We start from the raw sequence: 17,472 nt of genomic DNA, 5'->3' as shown, positions 1-17,472 counted from the left end.
GTGTGCCTTTGCGGGGTGGGTGAGGCCGAGCCGTCCCGCCTGGCGGATGCGGGGTGGGACGGCTCGGGTTCCGGGGGCTGTTACGAGGGGGTGCAGGTCAGGGTGGCCGGTGGGGTGGCGCTTCCGGTGGCGTTGAAGCCGAACGAGGTGCTCGCCCCGGCCGCCACCGTGCCGTTGTAGCCGGCGTTCGTGACCGTGACCTCCTTGCCTGTCTGGGTGTGGGCGCCGCCCCAGAGGTTGGTGATCTGCTGGTCGCCCGGCCAGGTCCAGGTCACCTTCCAGCCGCTGATCGCGGCGTCGCCGGTGTTCTCGACGGTGACGCCGGCCTGGAAGCCGCCGGGCCAGGAGTTGCCCGCCTCGTACGTGGCCGTGCACCCGTCGTCGCCGGGGGCGGGCGTCTCGGTCGGCTCCTCGGTCGGGTCGCCGGTCGGCGTGACGGTCGGGGTCACGGTGATCGGCGGCCTCGTACGGTCGCCGTAGATGATCCCGCGCCCGTTGGTGCCGAGGTAGACGCGGCCGTACACGCGCGGGTCGCCGGTCAGCGCCTCGCCCATGTTGCCCCACTGGTGCTCGTCGTCGTTGATGCGCAGCCAGCTCGACCCGCCGTCGTCCGAGCGGTACAGGCCGGTGACGCCGTCGATGGTGGCGACGGCGAAGACGGCCGGGTAGTCGGCGCCGGGCGCGGCCTTGCCGAAGCCGACGTTCACGGCGTTCGTGATGCCGGACAGCTTGGTGAACGAGGAGCCGCCGTCGGTGGAGTGCCAGATGCCGCCGTCGCCGGCCACCCACACGTCGCCTTCGATGCCGGGCACGGCCTTGAACTTGCCGCTGGCGGGCAGCCCCGTGGCGGCGGTGGCGGCGAAGGTGGCCCCGCCGTTCGTGCTGCGGTAGAAGCGGCCGCCGCTGAGGCCGTAGAACGTCATCGCGTTGACCCGGTCGGACTCCACGATCGCGCCGGTGGGCAGGCCGGAGGCGGTCTGCCAGGAGTTGCCGAACCCGACGGAGTAGACGGGCGTCACGCCCTTGGGCGCCCAGACGAAGCGGGAGCCGTCGGCCGCCGCGGCGACCGTGCCGCCCTCGTTGACGCCGCCCGGCTCGGTGCCCTGGAACCAGTTGGCGCCGCCGTCGGTGGAGAAGGCCACGTGGCTGTCGTCCGGGCGGTCGGAGTCGGTGAAGTTTCCGGCCCTGACCATGATCGACGGTGCCTTCTCGGCGTAGTCGAGGCTGGTCGTGGAGGTGAAGTTGGGCTGGGTGAACATCATGGACGGCACGGCGTCCAGGTCGGTGTGACGGAAGCCGGCGATGTCGCCGAGGCCGCTGATCAGCGGCGCGCCGCTGGGCGGGCTGATCAGGTCGAGCACGGCGGTCTCTTCAAGGCCGCGGGCCATGGGTTTGATCGTGAACTTGCCGCCGGAGTCCCACGCGGTGAGGTTCTCGGTGCCGTAGATGGTGGCGCCGGTGCCGTACATCATCCGGTCGGAGTCGAACGGGTCGATCTCCAGCGACTCGGTCATCCAGCCGAGTTTGGGCGTGACCTCGGGCGGCTGCGGGTCGGTGCCGAAGGTCAGCCACGGGTTCTCGCTGATGTCCATGGTGTAGCGGAACGAGCGGTCGGGGTAGGAGGTCCAGTCCCACACCCGGGTCCAGGTCTCGCCGGAGTCGGTGGAGCGGAAGAAGATGACGTCCGGCCACCAGGAGATCTGCGTGGCCACCATGATCGTCTCGGGGTTCTGCCTGTCGATGGTCAGGCCGCTGTAGCCGAAGTAGGCGTCGGAGCTGGACGACGGCACGGGGCTGATCTGGGTCCAGGCGCCGGTGCCGGTGTCGTAGCGCCACACGTCGCCCTTGCCACCGTCGTACGGCCCGCCGGTGTCGCTGGTGGCGATGTAGAGGTAGCCGTTCTCGGTGTCGAGCACGCCCTTGTGCGCGATGTAGCCGGTGGGCTGACCGGCCAGGCGCGACCAGGTGGCGCCGCCGTCGGTGGTGCGGTAGACGGTGTCGTCCTTGTCGGCGACGCCCACATAAATGGTCTTGGTGGGGCTGCCCTCGCTGGACGAGCGGGGGTCGTAGGTGACCCAGACGACGCCGGGGCGGTGGCTGAGGTAGCCGTTGGGGTCGCTCGGGTCCTGGGCGTAGTCGCCGGGGTTGGGGAAGCTGGTCACCTTCGACCAGGTGGCGCCGTAGTCGGTGCTGCGCCACAGGCCGTTGCCGTTGGGCGCGCCGAGGTACAGCACGCGGTCGTCGTTGGGGTCGACGGCCAGCGCCTCGCCCATGCCGCGGCCGGGCATGTTGCCGCCCAGCTTGAACGGCAGCGGCGTGACCTGCCAGGTGTCGCCCTTGTCGGTGGAGCGCAGGATGGCCCCGTTGCCCGGGTCCCAGTCGTTGGTGTACATGCCGACGGCGGCGTACACGCGGTTGGTCTGCACGGGGTCGGTGGCCAGGCTGATCACGCCGTTGTAGCCCCACGTGTCCCAGCCGACCCAGTCGAGCAGCGGGGTCCAGGACTTGGTGGTCTGGTTCCACCGGTACGCGCCGCCGATGTCGGTGCGGGCGTAGATGAGGTTGCGTTCCGACGGGTTGAAGATGATGCCGGGGACGAAGCCGCCGCCGTCGATCCGCACGTTCTTGAACTCGTACGGGTCGGAGGCGACGGCCGCGACCGGCGTCATCCGCACGATGGCCGCCACGAGCAGGACGGCGGCGGCCGTGAGCATGACAAGCAGCCTGTTTCGCATGCGCGGCTTCCTTTCCGGGCACGCCAGAAGCGCCCCAAGAGCGTGGATGACCGCCATGCACGAGCAGAATGCGAGACCCTGACCGTCGCCGCGCCTTCGCGCATGAGCTTCACAAGAAGGCTCACACACGGGCGTGGCGGCGGTCAATAGTTTGGATGTACGACGAATTAACGAGTAACAGAAACGCTGGCCTCAGGGCGTTCCGAGCGCGCACCGAGCGCCGCCCACAGCGCGATGGCGATGTAGAGCGCCTGCTCGGGGATCCGCTCGATCAGCGGCGAGGCGATCGAGGTGCCGGCGATGGCGGCGTAGATGTTGGCGGGCAGCAGGACGACGAAGAGCAGCGCCAGGCAGATCCCCGCGGGCTTGCGGAAGCGCGCGAGCACCAGCCCGGCGGCCCCGGCCAGCTCCAGCACCCCGGTCAGGTACACCATGAACCCCGGGAACGGTACGAACGGCGGCACCATCGCCACCATGTCCCCGTAGTTCGGCATGAAGGTCACGCTCTCCGGGACGAAGTGCGCGCTCGCCGTCATGACGAGCATGACCGCGAGGCCGTGCGCCGCGCTCTCCCGCCACGTACCGAACCTGCGCACGCCCAGCGCGCCGAGCGCCCGGAACACGAGCGTGGCGACCACGAGAACGATCACGGTCATGAGAACTCCTTGGATAGTCGTGCTATCTACTCATAATAGATACCACGACTATCCAATGGCGTCACATCTTTTCTCAGCGTGCGACGGCGAAGTCCTTGATCCGCAGGTCTCCCTTGAACACCAGATAGAGATCGCCCTTACCGGGCCGCACGGTCGCGGTCGCGGTGCCGTAGGCGTAGATGCCGCCCGTCGCCGGCACCTCGACGGTCGCCAGCAGCGCACCCTTCGGCGAGCCGCGCCGCACCTCGAACGAGCCGCCGCCCGCCGAGGCCACCGACGCCGTCAGCCGCCCGCCCCACGAGGCGCGGGTGAAGGCCAGCCAGTCGCCCGCCGAGCCCTCGACGACCTCGCCGCTCACCTTGCTCTCGTCGGCGAACACGACGCCCCGGTAGTCGTCGAAGTCCATCGCCCTGGTGGTCGTCGTCAGGTCGCGCACGGGGACGGTCTCGCCGGAGACCCGCAGCGTCGTGGACTGGCGGATCCGGTCGGATGCGGAGCCGACGAGCACGTCATGGGTGGCGTTCTCGACGACCCACGTGTTCCTGGTGTGGTCCCAGACCGCGAGGTCGGACTTCTTCAGCCGGAACGTCACCGTGCGGCTCTCGCCCGGCTTCAGCGTCACCCGCTGGAAGCCGCGCAACTGCTTGACCGGCTGCGCGAAGCGGGAGTCGCGCTGGTGGGTGTAGAGCTGGACGACCTCGTCGCCGGTGACCTTGCCGGTGTTGGTGACCCGGACGCTCACCTGCTCCCCCTGCACGCGCAGGCCCTGGTAGCCGAAGGTGGTGTAGCTGAGGCCGTGCCCGAAGGCGTACAGCGGCTTCTCTTTGCCGTACAGGTACGTCATGCCGGTCTTGACCAGGTCGTAGTCCAGCAGATCCGGCAGGTCGTCGCGGGCCGGCCAGGTCTGGGTGAGCCGGCCGCCCGGGTTGACGTCGCCGAAGAGCACGTCGGCGAGCGCGTGCCCGGTCTCGGCGCCCGCGTGCGTGGTCCACAGCAGCGTCGGCGCGTCCACGATGACCGGGTAGCTCGTTTCCAGCACGACCACGGTCTTCGGGTTGGCCTTGCGCACGGCCTCGATCAGCCGGAGCTGGCCCTCGCCGAGCCGCAGCGTGTCGCGGTCGTGGAACTCGCGCCCGGCCACGAACGGGTGGCTGCCGACCACGACCACCGCGACCTGCGCCTGCTTCGCCTGCGCCGCGGCCTGCGCGATGCCGTCGGAGACGACCTCCTTGGCGAACGTCGCGGCCTGCGCCTTGGGCACCAGGCCGAGCGCGCCCTCGGGGGTGACGCCCACGTACGCGTCGGGCAGGCCGAACCAGCTCTCGACGGTCTCGTAACCCGCGTATCGGATGAGGTAGGAGCCGTCCTGCTGCTTCTCCAGGGCGAACTGCTGGGAGACGTACCAGCCGTCGGGCTCGGCGTCGTCGGTGTCGAGCGAGCGCCAGTCGCCGCCGAGCAGCCGGCCGTTGCCCGCGTTGCGCAGCGTGGAGACGCCGCCGGTCCAGTCGGTCAGGTCCCACTGGGAGGCCGCCGTGGGCGCGGTGTCGATGAGCGCGGCATTGTCGTCGGGCCCGGTGCCGGTGGCGGTGAGGTACTTGCCGGACTCCACGTGCTTGAGCGCGATCCGTTCGAGTCCCTCAGCGGTCGTCACCTCGGGCACCCGCTCCTTGATCCCGTCGAGCGGTGTCACCTGGTAAGGAAGCCGCCCCGAGTACCAGTCGCGGTAGAGCTTGCCCGCCAGCGGGCCGACCACGGCCGCGGACTTCGGCGCCGACAGCGGCAGCACGCCGGAGTTCTTCAGCAGCACCGCCGCCTTCCCCGCGGCCTCGCGGTTCAGCCGCTTGTGCGCGGCGCTGTTGATCACCTCGGCGCCGATCTTCTTGTACGGCCCGCCGTCCGGGTCGAAGTGCCCGAGCCTGGTCCTGATCGACAGCACCCGCGACACGGCCCTGTCCACATCGGCCTCGGTGATGCGGCCCTGGTCGAGCGCCGCCTTCAGGTGGGTGGCCAGCGGCCCGCCGTCGCCGTCGTCGATGGTGAAGCCGTCCAGCCCGGCCTTGAGCACCGCCGCGAACGCCTCGGGCTTGTCGTCGTAGTAGCGCTCCAGGTCGGTGAGCGCGTGCGGCCCCCAGGCGTCGCTGACGTTGTAGAGCGTCTTGCCGGTCCACGACCGCACGACCGTGTCCAGGTCGGGGTTGACGTGGTTGGGCCGCCCGTTGACCAGGTTGTACGACGCCATCACCCCGGTCGCCGCGTCGGCCGCGATCGGCGCCTTGAACGCGGGCTCGTAGTACTCGTGCTTGAGCTTGGGCGTCAGGTTGGAGGAGGTGAGGCTGCGGTCGGTCTCGTTGTTGTAGGCCAGGTAGTGCTTCAGCACGGGCGCGGTCTTGAGGTAGAAGGGGTCGTCGCCCTGCAGGCCCTTGCCGTACGCGGTGGCCATGGCCCCGGTCAGCAGCGGGTCCTCGGAGTAGCCCTCCTCGTTGCGTCCCGCCCGCGGGTCGCGCAGCAGGTCCACCACGGGCGCCCACACCTGAAGGCCCCACAGCACGGGGTCGGTGGCGTTGTAGCCGCGCGCCTCGTCGCCGACGGCCGAGCCGATCCGCTTGACCAGCTCCGGGTCCCAGGTGCTGGCCAGGCCGACGGCCTGCGGGAAGACCGTGCCGCTTGCGAACTTCTGGCTCCAGCCGTCGTCGCGGTGGTTGGACCAGGCGACGCCGTGCAGGGCCTCGGTGCCGTTCTTGTGGTAGCCGATGCCGAGCCGGGGGATCGCGGGCTGCGACTGGTGCAGCAGGCTCAGCTTTTCGTCCAGCGTGAGCCGGCCGAGCAGGTCGGACACGCGCTGTTCCAGCGGGAGCGCCGGGTTCTGGAAGGGGAAGGTCTCGGCGGCCTGAGCGGGCGCTGGGGACGCTGCGGGCGCGATGAGCAGCGACGCGGCCAGCGTGAGCGCGGCCGATAACGGGACTTTTCGCATTACGGGGTCTCCATCACTTGATGGCGCCGACCGTCACACCTCGGGTCAGCGTGCGCTGGAAGATCAGGAAGAACACGACCGCGGGCAGCACCCCGAGCAGCGCCGACGCGCTGGACATGGTGGCGTCCATGTACCGCTCGCCCTGCAGGACGCCGAGCGCCACCGGCACGGTCTGGGTGTCGTTCGAGATGAGCAGGATGAGCGGGAGGAAGAACTCGTTCCAGGTCCAGATGAAGAAGAAGATCAGCAGCACGTTGATCGTGGGCAGGCTGATCGGCACCACGATCCTGACCAGCGCGCGCAGCCGCCCCGCGCCGTCGATCGCCGCCGCCTCCAGGATCTCCTTCGGGAACTGGCCGAGCACCGCGCTCAGCAGGTACGTGCCGAACGCCGCCTGGATCGCGGTCATCACGATGATCACCGAGAGCTGCGTGTCGTACAGGCCGGCCACCTTGGCCAGGTAGTACAGCGGGTAGGCCAGCGACTCCTGCGGCAGCGTGTTGGCCACCAGGAACAGCACGAGGATCCACAGCCGGCCCTTCACCCTGCCGATGCCCAGCGCGTACGCGTTGAGCACCGACAGCGCGACCGCGAGCACCGCCACGGACGCGCTGATCAGGAAGCTGTTCCAGAGCTTGGTGCCGAACTCCACCCGGTTCCAGAAGTCCACGATGCCCTGGAGGTAGAGCCCGTCGGGCAGGCTCAGCGGTCCCTGGGAGCTGTACTCGGCCGGCGACTTGATCGCGTTCATGGCCACGATGACGAACGGGAAGATCATCACTACGGCCAGCACGGCGAGCGCGGCCAGCACCGCCCAGCGTCCCGGGCCCCTCATGACTCACGCTCCTGCACCCGCAGGAAGAGGAACGTCACCACGACGATGATCAGCGCGAGCACCGTGGCGATCGCCGAGCCGTAGCCGACGTTGCTCTTCTGGAAGAAGTTCAGATACGAGAAGTACGACGGCACCATCGTCGCGTTGCCGGGCCCGCCGCGGGTCAGCACGAAGATCGGCCCGAACACCTTCAGCGCCGCGATCGTGCAGGTCAGCAGCACCACGAAGATCTCCGGCCGGATCTGCGGCAGCGTGATGTGCCAGAACCTGCGCCACCACGAGGCCCCGTCGATCTCGGCGGCCTCGTAGTAGGACGGGTCCACCCGCTGCAGCCCGGCCATGAAGATGACCACCGGATAGCCGAGCTGGAACCAGACCATGACCCCCATCACGGTCGCGAGCGCGAGGTCGGGGTCGCCGAGCCAGTCGAGGTCGAGGCCGAAGATCTGGTTGACGGCGCCGTACGACGGGTGCAGCATCCAGCCCCACACCACGCCCGCCACCGCGACCGGCAGCACCTGCGGCAGGTAGTACATCGCGCGCAGCGCGGCGGCCGTGCGGGTGCCGAACCGCTTGCCGATGTAGTCGAACAGGGCGGCGGCCAGCACGAGCCCGATCGCGGTCGGCACGATCGCCATCGCCACGATCAGGGCCACGTTGTGCTGGAACGACTCCCAGAACCGCTCGTCGGACAGCAGCCGGATGTAGTTGTCGAAGCCGATCCAGCGCGGCGTGCCCACCCCCGACCAGCGGGTGAAGCTCGCCGCCACGTTCATCGCGAACGGCACGACGATGACGGCGGTGAACAGCAGCAGGCTGGGCACCAGGTAGAGCCAGTAACCCCGCCTGCCGCGTGTGCGTGCGCTCATCTAGTTGCCCAGGTCGGCGAGATTGTCCTCGTACGGCCCGGCGATCTCGTCCAGCACCTGGGCAGGGGTCTTGCTGCCGTTGATGAGGTTCTGGACGCCGGCCACCAGCACGTCGTAGTAGCCGGGCGCGGGCCAGTCGGGGTAGAAGGCCAGCCCGTCGGCGGCGGTCAGCTTGTTAAAGGTCTCGATCAGCTCCTTGCTCTTCTCGTCGGTGATGGCGGCCGGGTCGGCGGCCACGGGCACGCCGCCGGAGTTGCCGAGCAGGTTCTGGATCTCCTTGCTCATCGTGATGTCGATGAAGTCGTAGGCCAGGTCCTTGTTCTCGGAGTTCTCGGGCACCACCCAGAGGTTGCCGCTCGATCCTGGCGCCATGGTCGAGCCGGGGAACAGGAAGTGCCCCCACTCGAAGTCCTTGATCTCGGAGGCGAAGCGGCCGTACCACCAGCTTCCGCTGATGACCATCGGGAACTCGCCCTTCATGAACGCCACGCCCATGTCCTCGGCCTTCAGGCCGGCCGAGTTCTGGGCGATGTAGCCCTTCTTCACCCAGTCGGCGAACGTCTCCGCACCGTAGGTGAACTCGGGCCCGTGGAAGTCGACCTTGCCCTTGTAGAGCTGGTACGCCTCCATCCACGGCTTCTGCGCCTTGCTCAGCGCGAGCTGGTAGACGATCTGCTGGGCCGGGTACTCGGCGCCGGCGTTCGCGATCGGGGTCACCCCGGCCTTGACGAAGGTGTCCAGCGCGGCGGTGAACTCCTCGTACGTGGTCGGGACCTCGACCTTGTGCTTGGCGAAGAGGTCCTTGTTGTAATAGACCATCACGAACTCGCCGTAATTGGGCACGCCGTACCACTTGCCGGAGCCCATCACGCCGCGTTCGTCGTACTTGGCGGTGGTCTGCAGGCCGCCGGGCAGCAGCTTGTCCCAGCCGCGCTTGGTGGCCTCCTCGGTGAGGTCGGTCAGCAGGCCCTGCTTCGACAGCAGACCCGACGTGGCGTTGCCCTTGTTGTACTCCATGAGGTCGGGCGCCTCGTCCGAGTTGAGCACCATGCTCGCCGTCTTCTGGATCTGCTCGAAGCTCTTCTCCTCGAACTCGACCTTGACGTTCGGGTGCGACGCCTCGAACTTCTTGATCGCCTCCGCCCACGCCTTGCCCATGGCGCTCTCGGCGCTCTCGTAGTGCCAGAGCTGGAACACGCGCGGCTCGGTGCCGCTCGGGTCGGGGCTGCCCGAGCCTCCTGAGCCGCAGGCCGACAGGGCGAGCACGGCGGCGGCCAGCATCGCCGCGCCTCGTGATCTGAGCATGATCCCTCCAGGGGGTGTTACGAGAGGACGGCCCGCACGGGAGCTCCGGTCACCGGGACGATGTCCACGCCGGTGACGCGCTTCGGGCCGGTGACGGCGACGCGCAGCTCGTCGCCGTCCCTGGTGGCGACCGCGACCGTCAGGCCGTCGGCGTCGTGGATGTGGACCGTGGCGTCGCCACCCCCGAAGGCGACGAGCGTGATCTGCTCCGGCACGTCCACCGTGTCCCCTTCCTCCTGGACCGGAATGAGCGCGCCGTAGCGGACGAAGAGCGGGATCTGGTCGAGCGGCTTGGCGACCCTGACGTAGCGGGAGCCGTCGAGCACCTCGCCCGTCCAGTAGTCGACCCACCGGCCCGCGGGCAGGTAGACCTGCCGGACGCCTTCGGGCGCGGTCATGGGGGCCACGAGCAGGTCCCGGCCGAGCAGGTACTGCAGGTCGGCCTGCCAGGCCACCGGGTCGTCCGGGTAATCGACGCACAGCGCCCGCATCATCGGCGCCCCCGTACGCGCGGCCTCGACGGCGGCCGAGTAGATGTAGGGCATCAGCCGGTAGCGCAGCCTCAGCGCGGCCACCGCCTCGGCCTCGACGGCGGGGAACTCCCACGGCTCGCGGGTGGTGGTGCCGTGCAGGCGCAGCAGCGGCGACAGCGCGCCGAACTGGGTCCAGCGCACGTACAGGTCGTCGGTGGGGCGGCCGGTGAAGCCGCCGGCGTCGTGGCTCCAGAAGGGCACGCCCGACAGGCCGTGCGCGAGCCCGCCCCTGATCGTGCTGCCCATGGCGGCGTAGCTGGTGTAGGTGTCGCCGCCCCACTGGGCGCTGTGGCGCTGCCCGCCCAGGTACGACGAGCGCGCCCACACCAGGCCGTGCCCGTTGACCTCGCGGGTGACCTCGGCGACGACGTCGTTGAACAGCAGCGTGTAGACGTTGTGCAGGTCGGTGCCGGACATGCCGTTGTAGGCGACCGAGTCGGCCGGCACGCCCTCGGCGAAGTCGGTCTTGAACAGCGCCACGCCCTGGCGCAGCAGCGGGCGGAGCAGGCCCTTGAACCACTCGACGGCCGCCGGGTTGGTGAAGTCGACGATGCCGCAGGCGGGGAAGGAACCGTGCCAGCAGTCGGCGACGTACACGAGCCCCGCCTGATTTTTCAGGAAATATCCGGCTTCAGCGGCCTCGCGGAAGAGCGGGCTGAGGTGGGAGACGTACGGGTTCATCCACAGGCAGACCTTGAACCCCATCGCGTCCAGCTCCGCCAGCATCGCGTCAGGGTCGGGGAAGTTCTTGGCGTCCCACTCCAGGTCCGACCAGTGCCCGTCGGTCTGCCAGTACGTATCCAGGTGCAGCACGTCGCACGGGATGCCGCGCTCCCTGATCGTGCGCGCCCTGGCCAGCACCCGCTCCTGGCTGTCCACGCAGAACCCGGACGAGATCCAAGTGCCGAACGCCCACTTCGGCGGCAGCGAGGGCCGGCAGGTCAGCCGGTCGTATCGCTCCAGCACCTCAGGCGGCGTCGGCCCGGCGATCACGTAGTAGTCGAGCACGTCGTCGGGCACCACGATCTGCACGACGCTGTGCGTGGACTGGCACATGTCGAACTCCACCGGCGCGCCGCTGTCCACGAGCACGCCGTAGCCCCGGCTCGACAGGTAGAGCGGCACGTTCTTGTACGCGCGCTGCGACTCGGCACCGAAGGCGTCGAAGTTCCACATCACCGGCCGCTGGCCGCGCTTGTCCAGCCGGGTGAACGACTCGCCGAACCCGGAGAACGCCTCGTCGGGCGCGGCGGCGAAGCTCTCGTGGTAGGCCACCGGCGTGCCCGAGACGCGGGAGCGGCCGAAGGGCAGCGTGCGCAGCCGGCCGCTGATGTCGGTGTGCCCCCGGTCCTGCTCGACCAGCGTCGCGCCGGAGGCGTCGGTGAAGCGCAGGTGAAAGGGCGACAGGCCGATCTCGGCGCGCAGCGAGCCGGCGTCGATCACGATCGGCTCGCCGGGCTCGGCCACCGCGCGGGCGCCCTCGTACGTGCCGGGCGTCACCAACGCGATCGCCTGCTCCGAACGCGGCCGCGCGGTCGCGTCCTCCGACAACCTGACCCTGATCACGCCCTCGCCGGCCGCACCGACCTGCACGACCAGCGTTTCCTGCGCCGTGGTCACCGCCTTGAGCAGCACCTCGGCGCCGTCGGCCGCCAGCAGCTCGGCGGAGGCGAGCGCCGACAGGCCGCCCTCACCCCGCTCGCGTACCGGCAGCTCGGGCGGGTCCGCGACGAAGTATTCGTGCGCGACCAAGGGCGGGCGATAGGGCATGGAGGCTCCTTCAACGCGGGCGCAAGACTCTGAATTAGTTTGCTGTCCATACCAACAAAGGTCAACGGTCGGAGGACCCTCCGCGTACCGCGCGGCAAAAGAGAAGGGCCGAGGCGGATGCCTCGGCCCTGAATCGTCGCGCCGTCGCAGGAAGGGCGGCGGCGGGATGGTCCGGTCTCAGATGGACACGCCCGGCTGCATCAGCCGGCGCGCCGCCTCGGTGATCGAGCCCGACAGCGACGGGTAGACCGCGAACGTGTGGGCGAGCTGGTCGACGGTCAGCCGCTGCTGCACCGCCACCGACACGGCCAGGATCAGCTCCGACGCCCGCGGCGCGACCACCACGCCGCCCAGCACGATGCCCGTGTGCGGGCGGCAGAACAGCTTCACGAAACCGTCGTTGAAGCCCTGCATCTTCGCGCGGGCGTTGGTGGCGAGCGGCAGCTTGACCACGTTCGCGTCGATCTCGCCCGCCTCGATGGCCCGCTGCGCCACGCCGACGGCGGCGATCTCGGGGTCGGTGAAGATGTTGGAGGCGACGGTGGCCAGCCGCAGCGGCTGGACGGCCTCGCCCAGCGCGTGCCAGACCGCGATGCGCCCCTGCATGGCCGCGACGGAGGCGAGCATCAGCACGCCGGTGCAGTCGCCGGCGGCGTAGACGTTGGGCGCGGACGTGCGCGAGACCTTGTCGACCTTGATGAAGCCGTTGCGGTCGAGCTGCACCCCGGCCTCCTCCAGGCCGATGCCGGAGGTGTTGGGCACCATGCCGACCGTCATCAGCGCGTGGGAGCCCTCGGCGGTGCGGCCGTCCTCCAGCGTCACCACCACGCCGTCGGCGGTGCGCTTGACCGAGGCCGCCCGCGAGCGGCCCATGACGTTCATGCCGCGCCGCCGGTAGACCTCTTCCAGCACCTCGGCGCCGTCGGCGTCCTCGTTGGGCATCATGCGGTCGCGGCTGGAGACCAGGGTGACCTCCGACCCCAGCGACCGGTAGGCGCCGGCGAACTCGGCGCCGGTGACGCCCGACCCGATGACGATCAGGTGCTCGGGCAGCTCCTTGAGGTCGTAGAGCTGCCGCCAGTTGAGAATGCGCTCGCCGTCGGGCTCGGCGCCGGGCAGCACCCGCGGGGTCGCCCCCGTGGCCACCAGCACCACGTCGGCCCTGATCGTACGGTTACCCGCCCGCACCACCTGCGGATCGACCAGCCGGCCCCGCGCCCTGATGATCTCGACGCCCTCGGCCTCGACCCGCGTCGCGATGTCGGCCGACTGCGCCTGCGCGAGCTCCTTGACCCGCTTGTTGACCAGCGGCAGATCGACCCCGACCGAGCCCGCGTCGCCGTCGGCCCCGCCGGAGAACGACACGCCGAGCGAAGGGGCGTCGAGCAATGCCTGCTTGCGCACGGAGGTCGCGATCAGCGTCTTGGACGGCACGCAGTCGGTCAGCACGCACGCGCCGCCGGGTCCGTCCTGCTCGACCATCGTGACTTGCGCGCCTAGCTGAGCGGCCACCAGCGCCGCCTCGTAGCCGCCTGGTCCGCCGCCGATGATCACGATCCTCGTCACGTCACCATTGTCCCGCATGCCCCTTGCTGAGAGCGAAACGGGGCGCGCCCTCACGCGCTAATCTTGTTCGCTGTGCCTGTCTACGCCGCCTACGGCAGCAACATGGACCCCGAGCAGATGGCCATGCGCGCCCCGCACTCTCCGATCCGGGGCGTCGGATGGCTGCCGGGATGGCGCCTGACGTTCGGGGGTCACGACATCGCCTGGGAGGGCGCGGTCGCCACGATCGTCGAAGATCCCAACGAGCACGTCTTCGTGGTGCTCTACGACGTGCCCGAGTGGGAGGAGACCTCGCTCGATCAGTGGGAGGGCGCCGTGCGCGGCGCGTACCACAAGGTGCGGCTGCGGGTGCAGACGCTCGAAGGCGAGGTCGTGGCCTGGTTCTACGTGCTCGACGGCTACGAGGGCGGCCTGCCCTCGGCCCGCTACCTGTGCAGCCTGGCCGAGGCGGCCGAGCGTGCGGGCGCCCCCGACGACTACGTCAAAGAGCTGCGCGAGCGCCCCTGCACGTCCTACGGCGGTTAGCTGAGCGGCTTGTCCTTGGTCTCCTTGAGCACGAAGAGGTAGACCAGGGTCGAGATCAGCGCCAGCGCCGACATGTACCACGGGAAGGCACCGGGGTTGCCCGCGTCCTTCAGCGCCGTGCCGATCAGCGGGGCGGTGCCGCCGAAGACCGCCACGGTCAGCGAGTACGGGAACCCGGCGCCCGCCGCCCGCACCCGGGTGGGGAAGAGCTCGGAGTTCACCGCCGCCGAGATCGAGGTGAAGCAGCCGAGGAAGACCATGCCGATGAGCTGCACGATCAGCAGGCTCGCGTACGAGTCGGTGAGCAGCCCGAGCAGCGGCACCGGCAGCACGAGGAACCCGACGCCGAACGTGATCAGCATGGGCTTGCGACCGATCTTGTCGGACAGCATGCCGAGCAGCGGCTGCAGGATCATGAAGAAGACCAGCGAGATCGTGCCGATCTGCAGCGAGTCCGCCTCGTCGAAGCCGACGGTGATCTGCGCGTACGTGGGCAGGAACGTGGTCCACGTGTAGTAGGCGACGGTACCGGCGATCGTGATGCCCACGATGGTGGCCGCGGCCTTCGGGTAGTTCTTGAGGAACTCGAACATCTTGGGCCGCTCGGCCTTGCCGCTCTTGACCTCCTCGGCGAGCGCGGAGGTCTCGTCGGCGCCCTTGCGGATCCACAGGCCGACGAGGCTGAGCAGGGCGCCCACGAAGAACGGGATGCGCCAGCCCCACGACTTCATGTCGGGTTCGAGCAGCACCGTGGTCAGCAGCGCGGCCAGGCCGGAGGCCAGGAGCTGGCCGATGGTGGTGCTGACGTACTGGAAGCTCGAGTAGAGGCCGCGGCGGCCGGTCGGGGCCGACTCCACAAGGAACGTGGTCGCGGCGGCGAACTCGCCGCCGACCGACAGGCCCTGGATGAGCCTGGCCAGCGTCAGGATGACGGGGGCGAGCAGGCCGACGGCCGCGTAGGTGGGGGTCAGGCCGACGATCAGCGAGCCGACGCCCATCAGCACGATGGTGAACGTCATCGCTGCCTTGCGCCCGTAGCGGTCGGCGAACGCGCCCACCACCAGGCCGCCGAGCGGGCGCATGAAGAAGCCCACTGCGAACACGGCGAACGAGCTGATCAGCGGCACCAGGTCGTTGTCGGAGTTCTCGGCGAAGATCAGGCCGGAGAAGATGGGGGCGAGAAAGCTGTAGGCGTACCAGTCGTACCACTCGACGACGTTGCCGATGCTGGCCGCCATGAGCTGGCGGGTGCGGCTCTTGGGGATGCCGAGGGGTGATGGCGCCACCGGGGAAGTCGCCACGTGGGCTCCTTTGCTGACAACTTCAGTGATGGCCTACTGTGCAATCGGACGACCGAAACAGTCAAATGTCGATGCAAACTTTTACAAACCAGACATAGAAACGGCATCAGGTGGATGTTCTCGACCGGCGACTCGTCGCCGCCCTGCAAGTGAGCCCCCGCGCGTCGTGGGGCGAGATCGGCAGGGCCGTCGGCGAGCACGAACGCACGGTCGCGCGGCGCTTGCAGCGGCTGATGGCCGACGGCGTCGTCCGCGTCACCGCCATCTACGATGACCTGCGCACCGGCCACGGCCGTCCCGTGCACCTGCACGTCCAGGTACGTCCCGGCTCGGTGCCCGAGGTGGCCAGGGCGCTGGCCGCCCGCAACGACACCCGCTCGGTCTACGCGCTGACCGGGGCCGCCGACATCGGCTGCGAGCTGGTCGCCCCCACCAGGGAGGACCTGCACCACATCCTGTCGGCCGAGGTGACCGGCATCGACGGCGTGCTGCAGACGCAGACCCAGGTCGTGCTGCACACGTTCAGGACCGTCGCCGAGTGGCACGCGCCCTACCTGACCGAGCGCGAGGTCGCCGAGCTGCGGCCGCCCCCTCCCCCGGAGCCGCTGCTCGACGAGGAGGGCCTGACGCCGCTGGAGAAGGAGATCGCCGAACTGCTCGCCGCCGACGGGCGCATCGCGTTCACCACCGTCGCCGAGCGCCTGGACGTCTCCGTGCCGACCGCGCGCAGGCGGCTCACCTCGCTCATCGAGCGGCGGCTGCTGCTGCCGCGCGCCGAGGTGGAGCCCGCGCTGCTCGGCCTGGAGGTCGAGGCCATGCTCTGGCTCAAGGTCCGCCCTCACGGCCTCGACAGCGTCGGCCAGCAGCTCGCCGCGCACCCCGACGTCCGTTACTGCGCCGCCACCACGGGCACTCACTCCCTCATCGTGCAGGTCGTGGCCGCGCACGAAGCGGCGCTCTACCGGTTCATGACCGGCGTCGTCGGCAAGTACGACGAGATCACCGACGTCGACCTCACCCTGATCACCCGCGCCTACAAGCGCGGTCACCTCCATAAGTCCGGATTGCTCACGCTCGATCACCGTTGGGAGAACACACCATGACCCCTGCCGAGAGGGAAGTCGCCGACCTGTGCGCGGAGCTCATCCGCGTGGACAGCAGCAACTACGGCGACGGCAGCGGCCCCGGTGAGCGGGCCGCCGCCGAGGTCGTCATGGCCAGGCTGGCCGAGGTCGGCATCGAGCCGGCCTACATCGAGAGCGAGCCGGGCCGCGGGAACGTCATCACCCGCATCGAGGGCACCGACTCCTCGCTGCCCGCCCTGCTCGTGCACGGCCACCTGGACGTCGTGCCGGCCAACGCCGCCGACTGGTCGGTGGACCCGTTCGCGGGCGAGGTGCGCGACGGCTACATCTGGGGCCGCGGCGCCGTGGACATGAAGGACATGGACGCGATGATGCTGGCCGTGCTGCGCCGCTTCAAGCGCGAGGGCGTCAGGCCGCGCCGCGACATCGTCTTCGCCTGGGTGGCCGACGAGGAGGCCGGCGGCGTCTACGGCGCCAAGTACCTCACCGCGAACCACCCCGAGCTGTTCGAGGGCGTCACCGAGTCGATCAGCGAGGTCGGCGGCTACTCGCTCGAAGTGGACCCGTCGCTGCGGCTCTACCTCATCGAGACCGCCCAGAAGGGCCTGGCCTGGATGAAGCTCATCGCCGACGGCACGGCCGGCCACGGCTCCATGCTCAACGACGACAACGCCGTCACCGAGATCGCCAAGGCGGTGGCCAGGATCGGCGCCCACGACTGGCCGCTGACCTACACCGAGACCGTGCGCCGCTTCCTCACCGAGGTCGCCGACGCCTTCGGCATCCCGTTCGACGAGAACGACCCGCAGCCGATCCTCGACAAGATCGGGCCGCTGGTGCGCTTCGTCGGCGCGACGCTGCGCAACACCACCAACCCGACGCAGCTCGGCGCCGGCTACAAGTCGAACGTCATCCCCGGCCAGGCCACGGCCGTCGTGGACGGGCGCTTCCTGCCCGGCCACGAGGAGGAGTTCTTCAAGACCATCGACGAGCTCATCGGGCCGAAGGTGCGGCGCGAGTTCGTGCACCACGACATCGCGCTGGAGACCTCGTTCGACGGCGCGCTGGTCGAGTCGATGATCGCGGCGCTGAAGGCCGAGGACCCGTCCGCGCGGGCCATCCCGTACTGCATGTCGGGCGGCACCGACAACAAGACGTTCTTCGCCGACCTCGGCGTGCGCGGCTTCGGTTTCGTGCCGCTGCGGCTGCCCGCCGACATGGACTTCGCCTCGATGTTCCACGGCGTGGACGAGCGGGTGCCGGTGGACGCGCTGCAGTTCGGCGTGCGGGTGCTGGACAGGCTGCTTCTAAACTACTGAAG

General features: G+C 69.5%; 12 protein-coding genes. 3 read left to right on the top strand and 9 right to left on the bottom strand.

Annotated elements, in window-relative coordinates:
* Nucleotides 1-80: 80 nt before the first annotated feature.
* The 8 genes from ACFMQL_RS18630 to ACFMQL_RS18595 all read right to left on the bottom strand — a co-directional run bounded on the left by ACFMQL_RS18630 (nt 81) and on the right by ACFMQL_RS18595 (nt 13,240).
* On the bottom strand, nt 81-2,735 hold the full coding sequence (locus ACFMQL_RS18630) for a cellulose binding domain-containing protein (protein ID WP_364059745.1): 2,655 nt from the start codon (nt 2,733-2,735) through the stop codon (nt 81-83).
* A gap of 167 nt (nt 2,736-2,902) precedes the next feature.
* Nucleotides 2,903-3,391, bottom strand: coding sequence for a hypothetical protein (locus tag ACFMQL_RS18625; RefSeq protein ID WP_364059742.1), 489 nt, complete (start codon nt 3,389-3,391; stop codon nt 2,903-2,905).
* A gap of 73 nt (nt 3,392-3,464) precedes the next feature.
* Complete coding sequence (locus ACFMQL_RS18620; RefSeq protein WP_364059739.1) at nt 3,465-6,362, bottom strand: glycoside hydrolase family 3 C-terminal domain-containing protein; 2,898 nt, start codon at nt 6,360-6,362, stop codon at nt 3,465-3,467.
* A 13-nt stretch (nt 6,363-6,375) separates the two neighbouring features.
* A complete protein-coding gene (locus ACFMQL_RS18615) occupies nt 6,376-7,197 on the bottom strand; it encodes a carbohydrate ABC transporter permease (protein ID WP_378786246.1) in 822 nt (273 codons plus the stop codon).
* Nucleotides 7,194-8,066, bottom strand: coding sequence for a sugar ABC transporter permease (locus ACFMQL_RS18610; RefSeq protein ID WP_364059732.1), 873 nt, complete (start codon nt 8,064-8,066; stop codon nt 7,194-7,196). Before ACFMQL_RS18610 ends, ACFMQL_RS18615 begins: the two co-directional genes overlap by 4 nt.
* Nucleotides 8,067-9,371, bottom strand: a complete 1,305-nt coding sequence (locus tag ACFMQL_RS18605; RefSeq protein ID WP_364059729.1) for an extracellular solute-binding protein — start codon at nt 9,369-9,371, stop codon at nt 8,067-8,069. It lies immediately after the preceding gene.
* Nucleotides 9,372-9,388: 17 nt separating this feature from the next.
* Nucleotides 9,389-11,674 (bottom strand): TIM-barrel domain-containing protein, encoded by a 2,286-nt coding sequence (locus tag ACFMQL_RS18600; RefSeq protein WP_364059726.1) that lies wholly within the window; start codon nt 11,672-11,674, stop codon nt 9,389-9,391.
* A gap of 177 nt (nt 11,675-11,851) precedes the next feature.
* Nucleotides 11,852-13,240, bottom strand: coding sequence for an NAD(P)H-quinone dehydrogenase (locus ACFMQL_RS18595; RefSeq protein ID WP_364059723.1), 1,389 nt, complete (start codon nt 13,238-13,240; stop codon nt 11,852-11,854).
* A gap of 72 nt (nt 13,241-13,312) precedes the next feature.
* Here ACFMQL_RS18595 and ACFMQL_RS18590 point away from each other — a divergent pair, with 72 nt between their 5' ends.
* Nucleotides 13,313-13,765: a gamma-glutamylcyclotransferase gene (locus ACFMQL_RS18590; protein WP_364059720.1), complete on the top strand. Its 453-nt coding sequence runs from the start codon at nt 13,313-13,315 to the stop codon at nt 13,763-13,765.
* On the opposite strand, the gene ACFMQL_RS18585 is transcribed toward ACFMQL_RS18590, so the two are convergent.
* Nucleotides 13,762-15,066, bottom strand: a complete 1,305-nt coding sequence (locus ACFMQL_RS18585; RefSeq protein ID WP_364059717.1) for an MFS transporter — start codon at nt 15,064-15,066, stop codon at nt 13,762-13,764. The two genes, ACFMQL_RS18590 and ACFMQL_RS18585, sit on opposite strands and share 4 nt — an antisense overlap.
* Nucleotides 15,067-15,176: 110 nt before the next feature.
* Between ACFMQL_RS18585 and ACFMQL_RS18580 the strand changes: the two genes are divergently transcribed.
* Both ACFMQL_RS18580 and ACFMQL_RS18575 read left to right on the top strand, forming a co-directional pair.
* A complete protein-coding gene (locus ACFMQL_RS18580; protein ID WP_364059714.1) occupies nt 15,177-16,169 on the top strand; it encodes an Lrp/AsnC family transcriptional regulator in 993 nt (330 codons plus the stop codon).
* Entirely contained in the window at nt 16,166-17,470 is a 1,305-nt protein-coding gene (locus ACFMQL_RS18575) for a M20/M25/M40 family metallo-hydrolase (RefSeq protein ID WP_364059711.1), read from the top strand. Before ACFMQL_RS18580 ends, ACFMQL_RS18575 begins: the two co-directional genes overlap by 4 nt.
* Nucleotides 17,471-17,472 lie beyond the last annotated feature (2 nt).

It is taken from the genome of Nonomuraea fastidiosa, assembly GCF_042751225.1.
GTDB classification, from domain to species: domain Bacteria; phylum Actinomycetota; class Actinomycetes; order Streptosporangiales; family Streptosporangiaceae; genus Nonomuraea; species Nonomuraea fastidiosa.
The sequence above is the reverse complement of the archived record's forward strand: the minus strand, read 5'-3'. Positions and strand labels throughout refer to the sequence as shown.

Coding starts and splice junctions, on each gene's coding strand:
- ACFMQL_RS18630 (WP_364059745.1), bottom strand. CDS start 2,735: ATGCGAAACAGGCTGCTTGTCATGCTCACGGCCGCCGCCGTCCTGCTC.
- ACFMQL_RS18625 (WP_364059742.1), bottom strand. CDS start 3,391: ATGACCGTGATCGTTCTCGTGGTCGCCACGCTCGTGTTCCGGGCGCTC.
- ACFMQL_RS18620 (WP_364059739.1), bottom strand. CDS start 6,362: ATGCGAAAAGTCCCGTTATCGGCCGCGCTCACGCTGGCCGCGTCGCTG.
- ACFMQL_RS18615 (WP_378786246.1), bottom strand. CDS start 7,197: ATGAGGGGCCCGGGACGCTGGGCGGTGCTGGCCGCGCTCGCCGTGCTG.
- ACFMQL_RS18610 (WP_364059732.1), bottom strand. CDS start 8,066: ATGAGCGCACGCACACGCGGCAGGCGGGGTTACTGGCTCTACCTGGTG.
- ACFMQL_RS18605 (WP_364059729.1), bottom strand. CDS start 9,371: ATGCTCAGATCACGAGGCGCGGCGATGCTGGCCGCCGCCGTGCTCGCC.
- ACFMQL_RS18600 (WP_364059726.1), bottom strand. CDS start 11,674: ATGCCCTATCGCCCGCCCTTGGTCGCGCACGAATACTTCGTCGCGGAC.
- ACFMQL_RS18575 (WP_364059711.1), top strand. CDS start 16,166: ATGACCCCTGCCGAGAGGGAAGTCGCCGACCTGTGCGCGGAGCTCATC.